The following is a 20,365-nucleotide window of genomic DNA, read 5'->3' as shown; positions in this document are numbered from 1 at the left end:
CCTAAAACACTGGTATACCCTTTTCCACTTATTTTTCCTTTAATACACTATGTAATCGATCCGGATAATTTGTAAACATTCCTGTAGCACCCCATTTGATTAACAGTCTCATATCGGGTTTCTCATTAATTGTATAAGGGTGAATTAACAGTCCATTTTTCCTAGCCATTTTCATATATGACTCACCAATAATTAGTTCTCCGTTATCATTACGTAAGTTTGGTCCAATACCAGCTGCATACTTTTTAATTTCTTGAAAATCATCATTTGTTACACTTTTCGGTTCATGTGTAATGCCAGACCATTCAACAATTTCATTGTTTTCATTTGGATAATACCAAAGCAATTGAACTAACGGAATATTTTCATTCATACTATGAATCTTTTTCAAACTATCTTTACTAAATGATTGAATCATAACACGGCTAGAAGACATGTTTTGGCCTACTAAATTATATTTTTGTAACAACGCCAACAATTTCTCTTCCATTCCTGGATACACATCTGGTGATTTTGTTTCAATATAATACTTCATACTTCTTCCATACTTTTGGAAGATTTCTTCAAGAGTTGGAACCTTTTGCCCAACATACTCTTGCTTAGCCTTTTCTGGATACGCTTTATTAAACCATGATCCAGCATCTAAACTCTTTATTTCGCTTAACGTTTTATCTCGTACTTCGCCTGTTCCATTTGTAGTGCGATCAACTGCTGTATCATGCATTGCAATTAATTGGCCATCCTTTGTTAATTGAATATCTAACTCTAAATAATCCGCTTTCATTTTTTTAACTAAATCATAAGAAGCAAAAGTATGCTCAGGTGCATGTCCACTTGCTCCGCGATGTGCAATATTTAAAAGCTTATTCGTATTCCATTCATGCTTCCCTTCTGCTTTCGCATGAACAGCTCCCCCAACAAAGATACTTCCCGTCATAAAGAAAATAACTAAAACGCTAATAATCTTTCTCATCCTTCTAATCCTTCCTACGTTGCAAATTTCAACAAGCTAATGAGATTTACACGAAATAGAAGACACACTTTCATTATTTTTATAAACCTATATTAAAATTCCAATCTTACAAATGTTTTCTATATTATTAATATAGAAAACTAGTATTATCCTATTTAATTTCTATAGCCCTCCTTTTCACATGTAACTCCCTATTTTGTACGGTTCATTCAATAAAAAAAGCCATAAATTATTTAGAATACACTCCTGTATCCCTAAATAAATTTATGGCTTTTCTCAAATATCTCCGGCCTCTATTAACTTGTCGAATTTAATCATATCAAACCTATTGAAATTTGTGAATATTTTTTTCAGTACAGTGAAGTACATAAAACAATATTTCTGTAGTTACTTAAAAATCACATAATAAATTTCTCATTACCTCTTCCAATACTATATCTGGATTTACTACCGTTTTTTCCGAACGCCATCCGATAAAGCCATCTGGTCTAATTAATACAGCACCTCCATTCTCTATACCATATAATTTGCTAAAAATATCTTCTGGAACAATAAAGTCTCCACTTAAGCCAACACGATACCCTTTTAGATGTATTCCTAATTTAGCTGAAACAGCATGTGCTGCCTCAGCCCAAGAACTATTTTCTACTCCTGTAAGTAATACAAAACTGTTACCGAATAAGTCTAATGTAGAAACTTTCTTCCCCTCATACGTTCCCCATAAATGTGGCGCTCGCGTTCCAGGTCTTCCGTTCAACTCTATGCTATCCATTCTATGCGGAGTGACTGAATCATCTATAATCGCCTCTGAACAATACTGATATCCAACTGTAACAGCTAAACCATCCATATTATTCAAACTGCCTTCCTCTCTATTCGCAGCACGAAACAGTAAACTACTTGCATAAGCTGTCGTTAATTTTGCAACAGAGTGTCTCTCCTCATGATATGTTTCTAACAATTTTGGTTTTGCCTTCCCTTTTATAACAGCCGCTAATTTCCAAGCTAGATTGTGCGCATCTTGTATTCCTGTATTTGAACCAAATCCTCCTGTTGGCGGCATAATATGTGCAGAATCGCCAACTAAAAAGGTTCGATTTCCTTGAAATTTCACCGCTGTACTTTCAGCGGCTTCCCACGGTAAAACACTTAATATTTTTGATTCAACATTTGTACTTCCAATTGCTATTTGAATAATTTGTTTACAACGTTCTATAGTGAAGTCCTCTAGCCCCTCTCCTTTTAATGGGTCGTAGGCTACATGATAAATCCATTTTTTTACGTTATCAACCGGGATAAGTGCACCAAGAACCTCCGGATGAAGTACCATCGAAAAACCGAATGCATCTCCTTGTATAAACTCACTTAAATCAGCTTCAAAATAAATATTCATATAATAGCCACCAATGGTTCCACGACCCTCAGTTTTAATCCCTAACTGCTCACGTATTTTACTTTTCGCTCCATCCGCTGCAATTACATAGTCACAATGTATGACACTTTCTTTTTCTGTTTCACGATTTCGAATCGTTGCTTTTACCCCGTTTTCATTTTGTTCAAATGAAACTAATTCATGATAAAAAGATAGTTGCTCGCCTAATGTTTTCGCTTCTTGTAACATCATCTCTTCTAAAATAATTTGATAACACGCAGTTTGTTTTGATGGACTAATCTTTTCTATTTTTTGAAGTAACTCTTCATCGTTTCCGTATTGCGTCGCTCTCATTTGTTCCAATTCTTCTTTATTCGCCTCAGCTATTGTATGAACCGCTATTCTTCCTCTGCAGTTCTCTAATGCTTTACCTGCCAATTTAATTCTTTTTTCCAAACCTAATTCTCGAAATAACTCCATTGTACGTAAAGTAAGACCGCCTGCTTTCGGATGAATGGCAGTAGACGGATGCCTTTCAATAAGTAAGTACTCAATATTATGTTTTGCAAGAAATAACGCAGACGCTAACCCAGATAATCCCCCTCCAACAATTAAAACTGGTACATCATTCGATTTCATATATTTACCCTCCACTTCATTGTTCTGAGCTCAGTGACATAAATATAATCAAAAAAAACATTAAAATATAGACTTATATTTCATTTTGAATTATCATATAGATAGATTAGGCCCCAAAATTCCTTTTACCTTTTCATACATCTATAATCCACCTGAATTGTGTCTGTATGAAAGTGTAAAACAAAAGAATGTACTTTACGTTGAACCATGTTCTATCGTAAAAATCAAAAATAATACAAACATTATAAGCGGCCGTAACCTTATGGATTATACAAGGTTATGACCGCTTATTTTATTGTTACATCATTTTTTGTTTTTAAAACTTCATCTATTGTGTTATGTAATCCTTCCAATCCCTTTTCTATCTCCCTATAATTTTCAACAATAAAAAATTCATTCGTCTCGATTTTCTTTCTCAATATTGCACCTCATGCAACAATCATGTAGCATTACCGTATCGAAGTAATGGTTCATCATCTTAAACCTTTCGACTAATTTTTTGGAGGTAAAGTGATTGAAATGAATAAACAAGAACAATTAAATATTATAAAAAAAGATTTTATTGATTCTCAAAAAGTATTATTGGCAATTGGCGATGAAACACGTCAAGCTATTTTGTTAGTTCTCATGGAAACGGAATGTCAAACCGGATTACGTGTAGGAGAAATTACGAAACAAACACACCTTTCTCGGCCAGCGGTATCACATCACCTAAGGATTTTACGAGAAGCCGGTATTATTTTAATGCGAAAAGAAGGTACAAAAAACTTTTATTATATTGATATACGTACAAAATTAGGTGTATTAAAAAATCTTGTGTTAGATATTGAGAAACTATTGCACAACTTTTATTAAAATTTGGAGGTATAAGAAATGAAAGCAATGATAATTGATAAGTACGGAAAAGTTCCAATGCGCATGGCAGAGGTACCTACTCCTGAAATAAATCAACATGAAGTGCTCGCAGAAATTCATGCAGCTAGTATTAACCCAATTGACTTTAAAATACGTGATGGAAAAGTAAAGATGTTACTGAAATATGAAATGCCTCTAATCCTTGGTAATGACTTTTCCGGTGTCATCGTGAAGGTTGGATCGCAAGTAACTCGTTTTAAAGTCGGCGATGCAATATATGCACGTCCAAGAAAAAATAAGATCGGTACTTTCGCGGAATATATAGCCATTCATGAGGATGATATAGCTTTAAAACCAAAAAATTTAAGTTTTGAGGAAGCGGCGTCGATTCCACTCGTTGGCTTAACATCCTATCAAGCACTACATGATATTATGCATTTACAAAAAGGACAAAAAATATTAATTCACGCTGGGTCCGGTGGTGTTGGTACTTTCGCAATTCAGTTAGCAAAAATAATGGGTGCTACTGTTACAACGACTGCTAGTGAAGCTGGTACAAATTTAGTAACGTCTCTTGGCGCAGATCAAATTATTAATTACAAAACAGAAAAATTTGAAGAAATACTCAAAAATTATGATGCAGTATTTGATACAATCGGCGGAACAACACTTGAAAAATCATTCAATATTATAAAAAGCGGAGGAAACATTGTTTCAGTTTCAGGTATGCCGAATGCTCGCTTCGGTAAAGAATTTGGTTCAGGCTTCTTTAAAACTCTCTTATTTTCATTAGCCAGCAAAAAACTTACTGCACTTGAAAAAAAGCATAATGCTCAATATTCATTTTTATTTATGAAGCCAAGCGGGGATCAATTACGTACTATTGCAAACTATATTGAAGCCGGAAAAATCAAACCGGTAATCGATCGAGTTTTCCCTTTTGAAGATGCTCAAAAAGCAATGGAATATTCAGAGTCTGGAAGAGCAAAAGGAAAAATAATTGTAAAAATTAAATAATAATAAAAACCTCCATTTTCTTAAAATGGAGGTTTTAAATTTGCTGTTAAATAGACATAGTGCAATGAAGTCCTTACAATAGATTGCAAGGGGAAATATTATATTATACTTTTAGTTAACTTTACAAAGAATACATACGTACAAATACATAACTTAAAATACAAAAAGGAGGAGATACAATGACTAAAAATAATGAAACAGGTTGGAATTTAGATAATAGTTATACGACTTTACCACAATCATTTTATACAGAAATCCCCCCTACTCCCGTAAGTTCACCGGAGTTAGTTAAACTAAACCATTCATTAGCGATATCTCTTGGCTTGACCCCTGAAGAACTGAAAAAGGAAGCTGAAATTGCTATTTTCGCTGGTAATGCACTCCCAGAAGGAGCTCATCCATTAGCTCAAGCATATGCTGGCCATCAATTCGGACATTTTAATATGTTAGGCGACGGTCGTGCTCTTTTAATTGGCGAACAAATTACTCCTTCAGGTAAGCGTTTCGATATTCAACTGAAAGGTTCTGGCCCTACTCCCTATTCACGCCGAGGAGATGGTCGTGCTGCACTCGGTCCGATGCTACGTGAATATATCATTAGTGAGGCAATGTATGCACTTGATATTCCGACTACTCGCAGTTTAGCAGTTGTCACAACTGGTGAAGCAACATATCGTGAAACAAAGTTACCTGGAGCAATTTTAACTAGAGTAGCTAGTAGCCATATACGCGTCGGTACATTTCAATATGCTGCAGCTCGTGGTTCAATAGAGGACCTGAAATCACTAGCTGACTATACGATAAAAAGGCATTACCCAGAAATTGAAGCTCATGAAAACCGATATACTGCATTACTACAAGAAGTCATTAAAAGACAAGCCAGTCTTATCGCAAAATGGCAACTTGTTGGATTTATCCACGGTGTAATGAACACTGACAATATAACGATTAGTGGCGAAACAATTGATTACGGTCCTTGTGCATTTATGGACAATTACAATCAAGGAACCGTATTTAGCTCTATTGACACACAAGGTCGTTATGCATATGGAAATCAACCATATATGGCCGCATGGGACCTCGCTCGATTAGCAGAATCTTTAATACCAATTCTGCACGAAGATGAAGAAGAAGCATTAAAAATCGCCCAAGACGAAATTTCGAAATTTAGCGTACAGTATGAAAACCATTGGTTCCTTGGAATGAAAAAGAAATTAGGACTATTTAGTACCGAAGAACAAGATCAACCACTTATTGAGCAACTTTTAAAAATGATGGAGAAATATAAAGCAGATTACACTAATACATTCCGTTCATTAACTCTTGATACGTTAGAAAATATCCCTCTATTCGATAGTCCTGAATTTAAAGAATGGTACAAACTGTGGCAATCTCGATTAGAAAGACAAGAACATTCGAAAGAAAACGCCTACGAGATGATGAAAAATAATAACCCATCCATCATCCCGAGGAACCACCGTGTAGAAGAAGCACTAGAAGCAGCTGTCACAAATGGCGATTATAGCGTAATGGAGAAACTTCTTGTAGCTTTATCAAATCCTTATGCGTATTCTACAGATCAAGAAGAATACTGCATTCCGCCTGCACCGACGAATCGCCCTTATCGTACTTTTTGTGGGACTTGATTGTTTAATATGTAAAAAGGTGCGTTCATATAAATTGTGTGAACGCACCCTTTTTATATCCCCCACTCAACTAAAACTTTAAAATGCACATCCCCCGATGCCATTTCTTTAATCCAAAACAAATTCTACATTATTCCAATAGACTTACTCGTAAGCTTGTTAAACAAATATTGAGAAATATAAAACATCATTTCTAAATATTTTTATTTTTGATACTATATTTTATAAGAATATTCAAAAAGTGAGGGGATTTCATGAACGTTCAACTACAAGGTAATGAACAAATTACAAAATTATTTAATGACTGGTATAGAGCTATCTTACAGCATCAAACTACCCATGCAACAAAAATAAAAAAAGATATTGAAAATATCATCTCTAATTCAGAAGAAGATACAAACCTACAATTGTATTATTCACTTTTTAATTTCAGATACAAAATTTTAACAGATGGTTTAAATATTAATAAAGATGATTTTAATAAAATTGATTCTTTCCCACTTCCAGAGAATGGGCTATTTTCTTATTATTATCATTTTTTCAAGGCTATTCACAATACAATTATTGGAAACTACAATACAGCAAAACACCTTTTCGAGAACGCTAAAAAGCTGCTAATACACGTATCTGACGAACTAGAGAATGCTGAATTTAACTACCGCTTAGCTTCCTATTATTATCAAACATATCAACCACTAGTAGCAATCCAATCTGCAAATGAAGCTAAAGCGATTTTTTCAAAACATATAAACTGTGAAATTAATGTTGCTTTGTGTGATAACATCTTTGGTTTATCTTGTATTGATTTAAAACAGTTTGAACAAGCTGAAATTAGACTTGATTCAGCATTAAATATTCTACAGAAGTATTCAGAGGAGACTTTATCATTAAGAGTACGACATAATTTAGCTTGGCTATATGCAAGTCAAAACCTTTCAGAGTTAGCAATGCGTCATATTTCAGAGGTTACAACTAAGCAACCAAATCACTTTAAAGCACTTTTTGTTGAAGCACGTGAATACTACAAGCTTGGAGAATATACTCAGGCTAAAGAACTTATAAAAAAAGGATTAAACATTTCAAATAAACTAGAAAACAAAGAGTTTCAATATCGTTTCATGATTTTAAGAGAACTAAATAATAAAACTTCTATAAATGATTTAGAAATGATAATTTTGGAAGGAATTTCTTACTTTAAAACAGAAAACCTTTGGGAATGTATACAAGAGTACACTGATGTTCTAGCAAATATGTTTTATGAAAAAGAAGACCATATAAAAGCTAGTCAATACTTTTACATGGCCAATCAAGCAAGAAAAAAACATGAAGAAAAGGGAGCTTTGATATAATGAAAAAGATTAAATTGAGCATCATTGGCTTAGCTGTTATTAGCATCACAACTCTTGGATTAAGCTTCACCTCAGAAACACCGAAAACACAGTTAGGATATGTAGCATTAAACATTGGGGACACCCCGGCACCCCAAAGACCTGACCTTGTTCAATCCGTTGACGTAAGTAAAGACTACAACTCAACAACAACTGAAAAAGCACTTTAAAAAACGGAAGACCTTCAATTAAGAAGGTCTTTTTAAATACGCTTATTTAGAATATTTCCCTTTCATGTAGGCTTTATTTTCTCATCAACTCCGCAATCCTCTTACTCTCCTCACTACCAACTTTCTCAAGTTTCTCCACAACTAAATTCTGTCTCTCTACAGAATGATTTTGACTTAACTTCGCTTTTCCTTCTATTTTATTTATCTTTATTTTGAATCCAACTATTCCCTTACTTAATCCTCCCATATAATTCGGATCTACATCATTAAGTGAGTAGGTGCTCTCTGGATCTTCATATTTATTTACTAAATCTTGAAGAGAATCTACTAATGTCTTCTCATCTTCAACAATTTCTAATTCACCATATACATGCACTGCAACGTAATTCCATGTTGGTACTGCATTGTTTGTTTCATACCATGACGGAGAGATGTAACTATGTGGTCCTTGAAATATAGCTAGTACTTGCTGAGTCCCAATATCTTTCCACTGTTCATTCGGCCGTGCGAAGTGACCATGTAAAGTAAGGGTCTCCCTATTTAATAACAACGGCAAGTGCGTTGCATATGGTTCTCCGTTATGTTGAGAAAATAATGTCGCAAAGCTATTTTGTTCCATTATTTCGTACTTCATCTCTTCATCTTGTATTGCGAAATATTTTGGTATGTACATAAGCTCCCTCTTTTCCGCTCTTTTCTATTTTGTTTCCTATTATATTTAGTAACCGCATCAATCAACAGGGCCAGTTTGTATTTGTTTTATAATGGCAGCTTTCTATTTCAAAACAATAGGCAGCATGTATTCCATGCTGCTTTAGTTTATTTTTTCTAATATATTTGTAATAAATACGGTCTTACCCTCAATATAACTAGATCGATTTTTCGACTCTCTTGCTAACTCTTCCTTCAAGTTTCCATACTCATTAGCTACTTCAGTATGTTCACGAAGGTAATCTCGAAACACTATATGCCTTCTCAACTCTTCACTATTTTTATCACACACATATAAATGATGTTCCATCCAAACTGTATTTCTCTCGTTCCATGGAACGAACGTATCCTTTCTTCCAAACGCCTCTCTTCCTTTAAAGCTCCATTCTAACTGATGATAGTACCCTATCTTCTCAAGTTTTTTTACTACCTCATGAAAAATTTCGTACTCTTCTATTACAATATCAATATCTAGTATTGGTTTTGATGCAAGCCCTTTAACAGATGCACTCCCAACATGTTCAATAGATACAATGCTGTCTTCCTTTACATTGTTAATAAGAGTGTATATTTTATTAAATTCACTTTCCCATTTGACATTATATTCTTCGATAGCAATTCTCTGCTTCAACGTACCCCTCTTCTCAAAACAAATTATAACCGTTGAATATGAGTATCCTTAAAATCCGTCTCATATTTCAATCCATATCCAAACATTCGATCCATTCCAATATGTGCTGTCCATATTAAGCCAATCATTATAACGATATCCATCTTAAAATAGACACCTATTAGAACAATTAATATGGATATGATATATGTGTGACATACATTATATATTTTCGCACCAACGTGATTATTAATCCCATATGCTAACATTGATAGATCCGGCGCTAAAAGGAATACAAAAAATATAATCCAACTAAACTCATATATCGAATACATATAAATCGTGGCTAAAAATACAACCATTCCTTCAAAATGTACAATACGTTTTTGCATTATTTATCATTCCTATTTTTCTATATTTATTGATACATTTTCATCGCTGAAAGTATTCTTTTTATTTTTTGACCAGATGGTTGCTAATATTGGCCCTGCAATGTTATGCCATACTGCCGCTAATACACTTGGGAGTGCAGCAACCGGTCCAAAATGCAAAATACTTTCCAGCTATATTACTTTCATCCACTCAGCCCCTATCTTTTAATTGAAACACCTTTTTCGGATTCAAAATATTTTGCGGATCAAGAACTTTCTTTATTTTCTCCATTACAAATAATGCCGCCCCATGTTCTTCTTCTTGATACTTTCGTTTCCCGATTCCAACGCCATGTTCTCCTGTACACGTTCCTCCTCGTTTAAGAGCATACTGAACGATACTTTCATTTATTTCGTCTGCCTTCTTCACTTCCTCCTTATCATTTGTGTCAATCATTAAGAGTACATGGAAATTCCCATCCCCAACATGACCGAGAATACCGCCAATAAGCCCTACTTTATGTAATACCTCTTTCGCATGTTGAATCGCTCCAGCTAATTCCGAAATTGGTACACATACGTCTGTACTCATTAGCTTTTTACCAGGATAACTATGCACGTAAGAGTACGCTAAGTTATGTCTTGCATCCCACAGCTTATTTCTCGCTGCTGTTTCCGTCTCAAACGCAATTTCTATACATTTATGATCAAGAACGATTTCTTTCGTAAATTCAATATCTTGCTTTAACCCTGCTTCATTGCCGTGAAACTCTAAAAACAGTGTCGGTTCTTCTCTGTAACTTGTTTCATTGTAATCATTTACTTGTTTCATAGATAATTCATCAACGAGTTCAATTCTCGCGATTGGAATACCTGCTTGTAATATGTTAATTACAGCTTCTACTGCATCATTTATAGTTGGAAACGATGCCCTCGCAGCCATAACATGTTCTGGTATACCGTATACTTTTAAAGTTAACTCCGTGAAACATCCAAGTGTTCCTTCTGAGCCTACGAAAATACCATTTAAATGATAACCTGATGATGACTTCGCCGCTAAATTCCCGGTATGTATTACTCCTCCATCAGCAAGAACGACTTCTAAATCTCGAACTTGATCACGCATTACCCCATACTTTACCGCTGTCGTTCCGCTCGCATTTGTAGCAGCCATTCCTCCTAACGTTGCATCAGCTCCTGGGTCTACACTAAAAAATAATCCATACTTTTTCAATTCTTTATTAAGCTGAGAGCGCGTCACCCCTGGCTGTACTCTCACAAGAAAATCCTTTTCTCTTATTTCAAGTATTTTGTTCATAAGAGAAAAGTCCATTGTAATTCCTTTTTCGTAAGGAATTACATGTCCCTCTAAACTGGACCCTACTCCAAATGGAACGACAGCTGTTCCGTGCTGAATCGCTATTTTCATTATCGCGCTAACTTCTTCGGTCGTTTTTGGAAAAACAACTACGTCAGGCAAACTACTACTATGGTAAGATTCATCTTTACTATGTAACTCTCGTACTGTCATATTTATTACTACTCGATCTTCAGGAAGTATGCCTTTTAATTCATTTACTACATGTTCAATAGTTATTTCCATAATCAACTCTCCTTTTTAATTTTAAAACAAGTATACCATCTTTATACAAAATAATTAGAAAAATAAGATTATTAAACCTGAACATACAAAAAAGAACCTGCAGCACACGCTACAAGTTCTTTTTCACTACATTTTAAACGATTTCTTTATTAACAACATAAACCAAATTAAAGTAACTGCCATCAACGAATGAGAAAATCCTACAATATAAGTTAACCCTTTAAAGTCAGCTCCATTTAACTGAAGAAGCCCTCTCGCTGCTAGCGAACCTAACATTAATGTTAATGCAATATTATGTAAAACAAACCACTTATTAAACCCTTGCACTTCATGAAACGCGAATACTTTTGCTAATCCTAAAGCAATTAAAAAGAAGAAAAAGCCAAGTACAAGTGTATGCGTATGCAAAAGATTTAACAAAGTAGACCCTAAAATCCCTTTATACTTACCATACTCCCTAGCGAAAATCCCTGATAATAAACCGATAATCAAATACGTAAACGATGCATTATATAATTTCTTCATTATGTACCTCCTTGAGTAGAATGTATAGTGTGTCATATTTAGTAATAATGATAGTTATATAGTAAAAACTCCTAGTCACCTAGGAGTCATTGTATAAGCATCTCACTCTTTACAATCAATCCTAATTATAAGATATCTCTCTATACAAAACAAACGAACTTTATGTGAACAAACACCCCCATTAAAATATGTTGCACTTTTGTTTTACACAATCCATACTAATTGTTATAACTTTTTAAAGGTGGTGTAATTATTGATAGTTCTTGAAACTGAACGTCTTAATCTTCGCTGGTTTGATATAAAAGACGCTCCTTTTATTCTTGAGTTAGTAAACGATCCTGCATGGATTCAGTTTATCGGTGACAAAGGAGTTAGTAACTTAGAAGATGCAAAAAAATATATTGTAAACGGTCCCATCGATATGTATAACAAACTTGGATTCGGCCTTTACTTAGTAGAACGAAAAAAAGATCTCACTCCACTTGGTATGTGTGGCCTTATTAAAAGAGATTCATTAGAAGACGTTGATATCGGGTTTGCCTTTTTAGAGACATTCCGTTCAAAAGGATATGGCTACGAGTCAGCTTCTGCGATAATCGAATACGGTGTACAAAAGCTCGGCATGAAACGAATTGTAGCAATTACTTCTGTAGATAACATCGCCTCAGGAAAGCTTTTAGAAAAAGTAGGATTACGATTTGAGAAAATCATTTCAGATTCAGGAGAAGATTTAAAATTATTTGGGTATAACGCATAGTAAAGAAGGTCGCCGTGAATGGTGACCTTCTTTACTATTTTACTGATCTCGTCATAATACTTTTAGTTCCATTTATAGTTTTGCAGTAATTCTTGTGATTACTACTATGCCTTTCATATCACATTTTTTGCAAATTCATAGAAATAAAACTTTCACATTTAAATAAATTATATTAATATATCAAATAAAGGAAGTGAGAATAAATGGAACAACCGCTATTTTTATTAGTTCTTCAATTCATTGCATTCATATTAATCATTTGTATCGTATATGGAATGTTGTACAATACCGTATTAAATTTAAATATGCCTAAATGGACTGCACATATAGTAGCTACGGTCTTTTCCCTTGGTATTACCTATCAAGCTTTTATAAATTTTATTTGAAAAACTTTTGTAGCAATTACTTCTATTGTTGATGCAGTAAAGCTTTTAGAAAAAGCAGGATTGCAATTTGAGAGGGTTATTTCAAGATCAGAAAACGTAACCATTTTTTATAAAGTCTTTCCAGCGCAAAATAGTGAAGAAGTTAGTTCCGCTGAAAGTGTGTTTGCATAAAAAGAAATGAATTTAATTGATGCTACAAAAACTTTATTTTAATTCTGGTTCTATTGTTTGGAATCGTTCTAGGGTACCATTTGTGTGGACTTTAAAAATTTTCATTTGCGCACCAAAATGTTGCGTTAAGTAAAATGTATCACCAGTTATTAAATTTCCAATCTTCCAATCAGGTTGATATGTACTTTCCATGGAACTTTCTAAATCCCCAATCATTATTAAATTGATATATAATGAAGATGAACTACTCAACATTTTCGTTAAAGATAGTCTATCAACCTCTAACTACCTAATGAACTCAAGTAAACACATCTTCAGTCATTTTAAGAGGTACAAAAGGCACCCTTTCGGGTGATTTTTGTATAAAAATTCTATTTTTTTATATTCGATACCAACCACGAACCTTTTTAAAATAATAGTATCATTATGTCTCCTTTTTAGAGATTATTTTTAATTACCTTGAATTTTTTGCACCAGAACTGGAAAATCCCTGACTACTCGAAAGATCAACTATCAAGTGCTAATATTCAATAACGCATACTGAAAATGATTAAACATTTTTATAAACCCGTGGAACATTTAAGAAATCAATTTTTCTCTTATCGAAATTTAATTAGCTTACAGTAATACAGTGGTCATATATTTTTAAGAATAACGGAAGAATATATAGAAATTGCTACAGAAATGTGAAGTTTAATTAATTTAGGAGGAACAAACTTGTTTAATCAGCTTGTAAAAGTTATACCGAATTTATTTACGATTGGAAATTTATTGTGCGGTGTTTTCTCAATCACCTTGAATATGAGTGAATATTTAGGAGCAGCCTCCATTCTCATTTTCTTTTCAGCTGTTTTAGATTTTCTTGATGGAAGAATTGCAAGAAAATTAAAAGTGAACAGTGAGTTTGGCGTAGAATTGGATTCCTTAGCTGATATTGTTAGTTTCGGCGTCGCTCCTGCGCTTTTATTTCATACGATAGCAACACCTTCTATTTTAACTTCTTTGGCATTTATCCTATTCCCAACAATGGGTGCTTTAAGATTAGCTAAATTTAGTATTAAACCAACTATTGGATATTTTAAGGGATTACCTATTCCAGCTGCAGGATTATCATTGGCTGGTATGGCATTGTTTTCATATAGTAATGCATGGATTACTTTAATCCTCGCCCTCTTAATGGTAAGTCCCATTAGGTTTAAAAAATTTTAATGAAGGTCACGCCCAACGCCATTAAGGAGCATTTTAAATGGATTTAACGCGTCAATAAGTATAAAAAAGCGGGACAATAATATTAAATTAGGTGCCCTTCGAAAAATTAAAACCTTGTATTTATGGCTATTGGGTTAATCCATCGATATGTTATTCTGAAACGTCAGTCCACTTTTAACAGGAGCTCCCTTTATCAAGAGAGCTCCTGTTCTTATTTCTTCTTCTTTTCTGTCGGTTGGCTTTGTTTAGCAAAATTAGATGAATCATCAAAATTCGGTTGCTTTTTACCAGCATTATTACTTCTACCTTTTCCCATATGTAATGCACCTCCCCTCCCCCTTACTATTCCCAATAAAAAAATTCTCTTGCATCCAAGAGAATTTTAAATTGGGTTCTTATTGATAATACCTAAGTACTTCCAACACTGCCATTCCATAAAAGATGGATCCAATGTTAAATTATTTAATGCTAAAACAAATATTACATTTTCATATTTAACTGGATAATCAATTAATAATCCTAATGTATTTCCTGAATCTGCGACAATTATGATTCCCTTTTCTAACACGTCATCTATAACTTCTTTTAATTATTCTTACCTAGCATATAATATTTTCCTACACATTGAGATTGCATGTTGTATAAGGAAGCCCTTCTTCTTTCCATGCAAGAAATCCTCCCTTTAAATTCACTACTTCCTTTATACCAGCTCTTTGTAAAATACTAGCTGCTATAGCGGAACGTAATCCGGTTCGACATTGCAAAACTATTGGAAAATCTTTCGGTATATAATCTAGTTGTTCAAATAGATTACCTAAAGTGATATGTATTGCATCATGAAGGTGTCCTTCCTCCCACTCTTTTTTACTACGCACATCGATAACCTTAACGCTTCCACCTTTTATATGCGGATATAATTCAATCGATGTTTTTTCTTTGTAACTTTCAAATCTATCAAGTCTTTGTATTACTTTTAAGGGTGCAAAAGCAATAATATTATCTAACCCAATAGATTCAAATTCTCTAATAACTGCCTCTACTTTAACTTTTTCCTCATCTAGAATTATTAAAGTTTCTTTTTTATAATCTAATAACCATCCACACCAAGTTGTGAAAGAATTGTTATAAGGTATGTTAATTGACTTCTCGATATGACCTGCAGCAAAACTCTCTACATCCCTTATATCAACTATTTGATAAACGCTCTTCAAAATTTCTTGAAGTTCTTCTACTGTATTAATAGCAGTACTTTTTCTCTTCTTACGAATTGGCGGACCATACTTATTTAAATTCTTCATTAATGAAAAATACTTTGGAGGCTCTGGCTGTCCCGTCAATAAAGTCGATATAAAATCACTTTCTTCATTACACCGAAATGCCCAATTGAACATCTTTTCATAACCTAATGTAGAAGTTGGAATTGCTCCTAATGCTTTTCCACATGCGCTTCCCGCACCATGTGATGGCCATATTTGCAAATAATCAGGAAGTATTTTTATTTTTTGTATAGAATCAAATAATTGTTTCGCTCCTATTTTTGCAGTATCTTTAATACCGACTGCAGTTTCTAATAAATCCGGTCTTCCTATATCTCCTACAAATATAAAATCACCTGTGAATATTCCTATCGGTTTATCATTCGTATAATTATTTTGACTTGTATCAGTTACTAAAAAAGAAATACTTTCAGGCGTATGCCCTGGGGTGTGAATTACATTAAATTTTATATGACCTACTTTAAACTCTGTGCCCTCTCTAACCAATTTGTATCGACCTTCGTTAAGATATTGATATTTCCAATCACAATCTCCTTCATCAGATACATATAAATTTGCATGGTAAAGATTAGAAAGTTCTCTAGACCCAGAAAGAAAATCAGCATGAATATGAGTCTCAGCCGCAGCAATTACTTCCATCCCCTCTTTCTTAGCAAATTCTATATATTGTTCTATATAGCGACTAGGATCAATAACGATTGCTACGCCTTCTTTCTGACAACCGACTAAATAGGAAGCATGTGCTAATTTTTCATCATAAAAATATTTTAAAAGCATAGCTATTCCCTCCAATTAGTTATTTCAAATTAATTTTCAATTTTTGTAACCACTTTTTATCTTCTCCTATAGAATCCCTTTCAACATTAAATTCCAATACATATATGGCAACATATATCTTTTAAGTAAAAACATACTATACCGTTCTTTCGCTTGATTAAATGGAAACGTTTCTTGAGGCTCATGTTCATAGTTAAATTCAGCAAGTATAAGACTTTTATATCCTGTAACAATCGGACATGATGTATATCCATCATATTTAGCCTGTAAATCTCTTCCGCTAAGTACGTCCATAATATTTTGTTTTAAGACGGGTATTTGTTTTCGAATTGCTGCTCCAGTTTTAGAGGTAGGTAAATTGGTACAATCTCCAAGTCCAAAAATATTTTTATATTGCACATGCTGCAAAGTATAAGGGCTTATATCTACCCACCCCTGATGATCACTTATCTCACTCTCTTTAATAAAATTAGGTGGCCCCATTGGCGGAACAACATGTATCATACTATATGGTACGGTTTCTCTTTTTAGTGTTTGCGTATCTTCAAAAATTGCCTCTCTCTTTTCGGCGATAATTTCCACTAGATTTTTATTATAATTCGTTATAATTTGCTTTCTTTCTAGTACTTGTTCTAAAGTATTTGCATATCGTGGAACCTGAAATATGTTATTGTTTGCAGAATAAAATATTACTTTACTTCTGTTTCTTACACCACTATTACAAAAATACTCCTCTGCTAAGTACATAATTTTTTGTGGAGCACCACCGCATTTAATAGGAGTATTAGGGTGGGTAAAAAGCGCATTTCCTCCTTTAAATTTTTCAATTTCTCTCCAAGTAGAATCAACATATGTATAAGAATAATTGCTACATACCCCATTAGTGCCAATAGACTCTTTTAAGCCTTTAATACTGTCCCAATTTATTTGTATACCAGCTGCTACAATAAGAATTTCATACTCAAGTAGCAGTCCGTCATCTAAAAGTATCTTATTTTCAGATGGAAATAACTTAACAACACTTTTAGGGATCCACGTTGCCCCTTTTGGAATAAGCGATTCCTGATTACGCATCGTACTTTCCTTTGAAACAATTCCTCCCCCCACTAAACTCCATAGTGGCTGAAAGTAATGTTTTTTTGATGGATCAATAATTGCTATACTTTCTTTCAATAGGGGTACATTTCGTAATAAATGTGCAGTAGAAGATAGTCCTGCTGTCCCAGCACCAATTACAATAATTTTATAACTATCTCTGGTCTTCATTATCCTCTTCCTATCTAAAATTGATTTTTAAATTAACTAATTAGTAGCCATTTTTTCATCGTAGTAACATTATTATAAGTTAAAAACATCATAGTTTTATCTGATTTAAATGAAAATTTTGTTAATTTTACCATTAACATTACTATATGCGTAAATCCCCTATGTTACTTCCATATTTTAGTTTTAATATTAAAACTAAATATTGTTATATAAAATAATACATTAAAATACTTTTCATGAATCCGGATAAGTAATGTTTAAAAAACAACAATTTTACTACAGTAATCAAGAACAGTTTTCTAAATTAAGTTACTGCAGAAAATATAACTCTGGCGCAATATCCCTACCAGCTTTCATTCCAATAGTAACTCCATGATATAACATCAAAGATGAAATCCCTCAACTTAGGTATTTGACTTTTTAAATTTATACAAATGTCTTAGCTCTATGTACTGTGATATATAGGTCCACATCAATATGTTATTGCATCATATACTGAACAGATAATTTAAATTACTTTTATAAAGGATGATGAGGATGAACCTAGAAGATATACAAAAATCCTATGGCGTAATTGTAAGTTTAGGAGGATTGTGTCAAGTCACCAACCAAATCAAAAGACACAATTTAAGAACATTTTCTGGACCTTTAGATTGGTTTTATTATCCATCACTTTCAGATGTAAACAGATTACTTCAAAATCGATTTAAAAAATTTATGAAGTTGGAAAATATGATTATAGAAGGTTCAGAAAGTTACGGTCTTATTGAATCAGAATTTGATAATCAAATTAAATGGGCAGAACGAATTACCTACTGTATAAAGGACACTTATTATAATTGTTTTTCAATGCATGATTTTCCTATTAATTCAGAAAAGGATTTGAAATCAACCTATCCTTCTTTTAAAGCTAAATTAGACACTAGAATTAATCAATTCCTTGAAAAAATAAATAGTAGTGAATCCATTTTATTCATTAGAATTTGGGGAAATCGAGATGAAGCGGTTGAATTACAAAACGTATTATCTAAAATTACAAATAAGGATTTTAATATCCGTATTGTTAATTTCAAGGAGGGTATATCTAATATTGTTGAACAAAATTGGGGAATATCGAGGGTTTGTTCAATTGAACTCCCACGTTATCAGGATAGATGGGAAGGTGATGATTCCGATTGAAATGCTATTTTAAACAAAATAACATTAACTTAATAATTTTCTTCTTACTTTTAACATGATTTGGCCCGTAAAATCAAATAGGTGTAGAGAAATAAAATTCCTGTCTAATTGATACACACTTAATTAACAAAACGTTCATATAATAATTCGTAAGTCCTTCTTTATTGAATAAATAGTTCTTTACAAAATTAGTTCCATCACTAGAGCACCTTTATGCGGTGCTCTTTTTTGAATTTATAAAATGTAAAAATAGTTGTTCCATTTTCCTTCAAATGGCTAATTCCCTTTGTTATTCTTCTGTTGATTTCTGTATAATCATTTATGCGATCAGCATATTCTGCTTATGTAGTGCATTCACGACTACTTACTTCCATACTTTATCTTATATTTTGTCTTCTTGGATATTTCATTATAAGCTTCTTCAATTCCCTTGATTTCCTTCCCCTTCTTTTATCTTAAGAACAAGCAATTTCTTTCATTAATATTAAATAAACTAAAGCATAGATTTTAAAAGAACCTAATTTACATATAATTAATGATAAACTACAATGTGTATTCTCCACGTTTAATCAACATCTGAATTATAAATCTAACATATTTTTTTTAGTTGATTGTCATTATGGTACAACCGTGTATACATTTACCAAACAAACTACATAGTTTAAATTAGTAAAATATATTGAGAGGAAGGAAATAAATCTATGAAAGTCATAATTTTGTGTGGCGGAAAAGGGCTTCGGATGCAAGGAATTTTAGAGGACATTCCCAAACCATTAGTTCGAGTTCAAGGAAAGCCTCTCCTCTTGCATATAATGAATTGGTATAGAAAATATGGACATTCTGATTTCATTTTGCCCTTAGGATATAAAGGTGAGAAAATTAAGGAATATTTTATGGACTTTAGCTGGAAAGAGAATGACTTTAGTTTGAATTTTAAAACCAGTCAATATACGCTACTTCAGAAATTAGAAAATTGGAATATACACTTTATAGATACAGGAATTGATACAATGACCGGGGCAAGACTAAAAAAACTTGAATCCTTTGTACAGGGTGAAACCTTTTTATTAACTTATGGTGACGGATTAGCCAATATAGATATTGATCAACTAATAGCATTCCATAAAGAAAAAGGAAAAATTGCTACATTAACTGGAATTAAAAAAAATAGTCAATACGGCCTATTGGCGGTCGAAGATGGAATTGCTATTGATTTTAAAGAAAAACCATTACTTGATGAAGTAATTAATGGCGGTTTTTTTGTATTTAACAAAGAAATATTCGATTATTTAAGTAGTAATGATGATTGTGTTCTAGAAGAAGATCCTCTTCGAAATTTAATAAAAGACAATGAGCTCGCAGTCTATGAACACAATGACTTTTGGGCTAGTGTCGATACACCTAAAGATTTAAAAACTGTAAATGAAAGTTGGAATCCAAATAAATTTTAGTGGAGAGGACTG

General features: G+C 33.2%; 21 protein-coding genes and 1 pseudogene. 10 read left to right on the top strand and 12 right to left on the bottom strand.

The features are described 5' to 3' along the window. Positions 1-28: 28 nt before the first annotated feature. The 3 genes from AU379_RS06875 to AU379_RS31120 form a co-directional block, all read right to left on the bottom strand. Positions 29-973 carry a glycerophosphodiester phosphodiesterase gene (locus tag AU379_RS06875; RefSeq protein WP_061139043.1) on the bottom strand — a complete coding sequence of 315 codons (945 nt, stop codon included), beginning with the start codon at positions 971-973 and terminating at the stop codon, positions 29-31. Between the two features lie 391 nt (positions 974-1,364). Further along, entirely contained in the window at positions 1,365-2,984 is a 1,620-nt protein-coding gene (locus AU379_RS06870) for an FAD-dependent oxidoreductase (protein ID WP_061139042.1), read from the bottom strand. Between the two features lie 287 nt (positions 2,985-3,271). Then, positions 3,272-3,403: a hypothetical protein gene (locus AU379_RS31120; RefSeq protein WP_001227549.1), complete on the bottom strand. Its 132-nt coding sequence runs from the start codon at positions 3,401-3,403 to the stop codon at positions 3,272-3,274. Positions 3,404-3,494: 91 nt separating this feature from the next. Between AU379_RS31120 and AU379_RS06865 the strand changes: the two genes are divergently transcribed. The 5 genes from AU379_RS06865 (at position 3,495) to AU379_RS06845 (ending at position 8,060) form a co-directional block, all read left to right on the top strand. After that, complete coding sequence (locus AU379_RS06865; RefSeq protein WP_000571871.1) at positions 3,495-3,839, top strand: metalloregulator ArsR/SmtB family transcription factor; 345 nt, start codon at positions 3,495-3,497, stop codon at positions 3,837-3,839. A gap of 18 nt (positions 3,840-3,857) precedes the next feature. Further along, a complete protein-coding gene (locus AU379_RS06860; protein WP_000646427.1) occupies positions 3,858-4,856 on the top strand; it encodes an NADP-dependent oxidoreductase in 999 nt (332 codons plus the stop codon). A 179-nt stretch (positions 4,857-5,035) separates the two neighbouring features. Further along, positions 5,036-6,502 (top strand): protein adenylyltransferase SelO, encoded by a 1,467-nt coding sequence (locus AU379_RS06855; RefSeq protein WP_044584733.1) that lies wholly within the window; start codon positions 5,036-5,038, stop codon positions 6,500-6,502. A gap of 254 nt (positions 6,503-6,756) precedes the next feature. After that, positions 6,757-7,851 (top strand): hypothetical protein, encoded by a 1,095-nt coding sequence (locus tag AU379_RS06850; RefSeq protein ID WP_061139041.1) that lies wholly within the window; start codon positions 6,757-6,759, stop codon positions 7,849-7,851. Beyond that, on the top strand, positions 7,851-8,060 hold the full coding sequence (locus AU379_RS06845) for a hypothetical protein (RefSeq protein WP_000721431.1): 210 nt from the start codon (positions 7,851-7,853) through the stop codon (positions 8,058-8,060). Before AU379_RS06850 ends, AU379_RS06845 begins: the two co-directional genes overlap by 1 nt. 73 nt (positions 8,061-8,133) lie before the next feature. Here AU379_RS06845 and AU379_RS06840 read toward each other — a convergent pair whose 3' ends face one another. The 6 genes and pseudogenes from AU379_RS06840 to AU379_RS06820 all read right to left on the bottom strand — a co-directional run bounded on the left by AU379_RS06840 (position 8,134) and on the right by AU379_RS06820 (position 11,880). Beyond that, the gene (locus AU379_RS06840; protein ID WP_000275795.1) at positions 8,134-8,733 is read right to left on the bottom strand and encodes an FMN-binding negative transcriptional regulator; all 600 of its coding nucleotides are present in this window, start codon (positions 8,731-8,733) and stop codon (positions 8,134-8,136) included. Between the two features lie 141 nt (positions 8,734-8,874). After that, positions 8,875-9,402 carry a GrpB family protein gene (locus tag AU379_RS06835; protein ID WP_061139040.1) on the bottom strand — a complete coding sequence of 176 codons (528 nt, stop codon included), beginning with the start codon at positions 9,400-9,402 and terminating at the stop codon, positions 8,875-8,877. A gap of 23 nt (positions 9,403-9,425) precedes the next feature. After that, positions 9,426-9,773 (bottom strand): DUF4260 domain-containing protein, encoded by a 348-nt coding sequence (locus tag AU379_RS06830; RefSeq protein ID WP_001172065.1) that lies wholly within the window; start codon positions 9,771-9,773, stop codon positions 9,426-9,428. 12 nt (positions 9,774-9,785) lie between these two features. Further along, positions 9,786-9,929 (bottom strand): annotated as a pseudogene (locus AU379_RS28525) (bile acid:sodium symporter family protein); the annotation flags it as partial. 34 nt (positions 9,930-9,963) lie between these two features. Further along, the gene (locus tag AU379_RS06825) at positions 9,964-11,355 is read right to left on the bottom strand and encodes an FAD-linked oxidase C-terminal domain-containing protein (RefSeq protein WP_061139039.1); all 1,392 of its coding nucleotides are present in this window, start codon (positions 11,353-11,355) and stop codon (positions 9,964-9,966) included. 126 nt (positions 11,356-11,481) lie between these two features. Next, entirely contained in the window at positions 11,482-11,880 is a 399-nt protein-coding gene (locus AU379_RS06820; protein ID WP_000737896.1) for a DUF2871 family protein, read from the bottom strand. A 253-nt stretch (positions 11,881-12,133) separates the two neighbouring features. Between AU379_RS06820 and AU379_RS06815 the strand changes: the two genes are divergently transcribed. Together AU379_RS06815 and AU379_RS06810 are read left to right on the top strand one after the other, a co-directional pair. After that, entirely contained in the window at positions 12,134-12,637 is a 504-nt protein-coding gene (locus AU379_RS06815; RefSeq protein WP_044584735.1) for a GNAT family N-acetyltransferase, read from the top strand. Between the two features lie 203 nt (positions 12,638-12,840). Then, positions 12,841-13,023, top strand: a complete 183-nt coding sequence (locus AU379_RS06810) for a hypothetical protein (protein ID WP_000437513.1) — start codon at positions 12,841-12,843, stop codon at positions 13,021-13,023. A gap of 204 nt (positions 13,024-13,227) precedes the next feature. On the opposite strand, the gene AU379_RS06805 is transcribed toward AU379_RS06810, so the two are convergent. After that, the gene (locus tag AU379_RS06805; RefSeq protein WP_002000399.1) at positions 13,228-13,410 is read right to left on the bottom strand and encodes a DUF5065 family protein; all 183 of its coding nucleotides are present in this window, start codon (positions 13,408-13,410) and stop codon (positions 13,228-13,230) included. 501 nt (positions 13,411-13,911) lie between these two features. Between AU379_RS06805 and pssA the strand changes: the two genes are divergently transcribed. After that, positions 13,912-14,403, top strand: coding sequence for a CDP-diacylglycerol--serine O-phosphatidyltransferase (gene pssA / locus AU379_RS06800; RefSeq protein ID WP_000483080.1), 492 nt, complete (start codon positions 13,912-13,914; stop codon positions 14,401-14,403). Between the two features lie 617 nt (positions 14,404-15,020). Here pssA and AU379_RS06790 read toward each other — a convergent pair. Further along, on the bottom strand, positions 15,021-16,457 hold the full coding sequence (locus tag AU379_RS06790) for an MBL fold metallo-hydrolase (RefSeq protein WP_000925322.1): 1,437 nt from the start codon (positions 16,455-16,457) through the stop codon (positions 15,021-15,023). A 66-nt stretch (positions 16,458-16,523) separates the two neighbouring features. Next, positions 16,524-17,723, bottom strand: a complete 1,200-nt coding sequence (locus AU379_RS06785; protein ID WP_000857316.1) for an FAD/NAD(P)-binding oxidoreductase — start codon at positions 17,721-17,723, stop codon at positions 16,524-16,526. Positions 17,724-18,260: 537 nt separating this feature from the next. On the opposite strand from AU379_RS06785, the gene AU379_RS06780 reads away from it, so the two are divergent. Together AU379_RS06780 and AU379_RS06775 are read left to right on the top strand one after the other, a co-directional pair. After that, positions 18,261-18,902, top strand: coding sequence for a papain-like cysteine peptidase (locus AU379_RS06780; RefSeq protein WP_061139038.1), 642 nt, complete (start codon positions 18,261-18,263; stop codon positions 18,900-18,902). A 701-nt stretch (positions 18,903-19,603) separates the two neighbouring features. Further along, on the top strand, positions 19,604-20,353 hold the full coding sequence (locus tag AU379_RS06775; RefSeq protein ID WP_000864433.1) for a sugar phosphate nucleotidyltransferase: 750 nt from the start codon (positions 19,604-19,606) through the stop codon (positions 20,351-20,353). Positions 20,354-20,365 lie beyond the last annotated feature (12 nt).

It is taken from the genome of Bacillus sp. JH7, assembly GCF_001563515.1.
Taxonomy (GTDB): Bacteria; Bacillota; Bacilli; order Bacillales; family Bacillaceae_G; genus Bacillus_A; species Bacillus_A cereus.
This window is presented reverse-complemented; position numbering and strand designations above follow the sequence as displayed.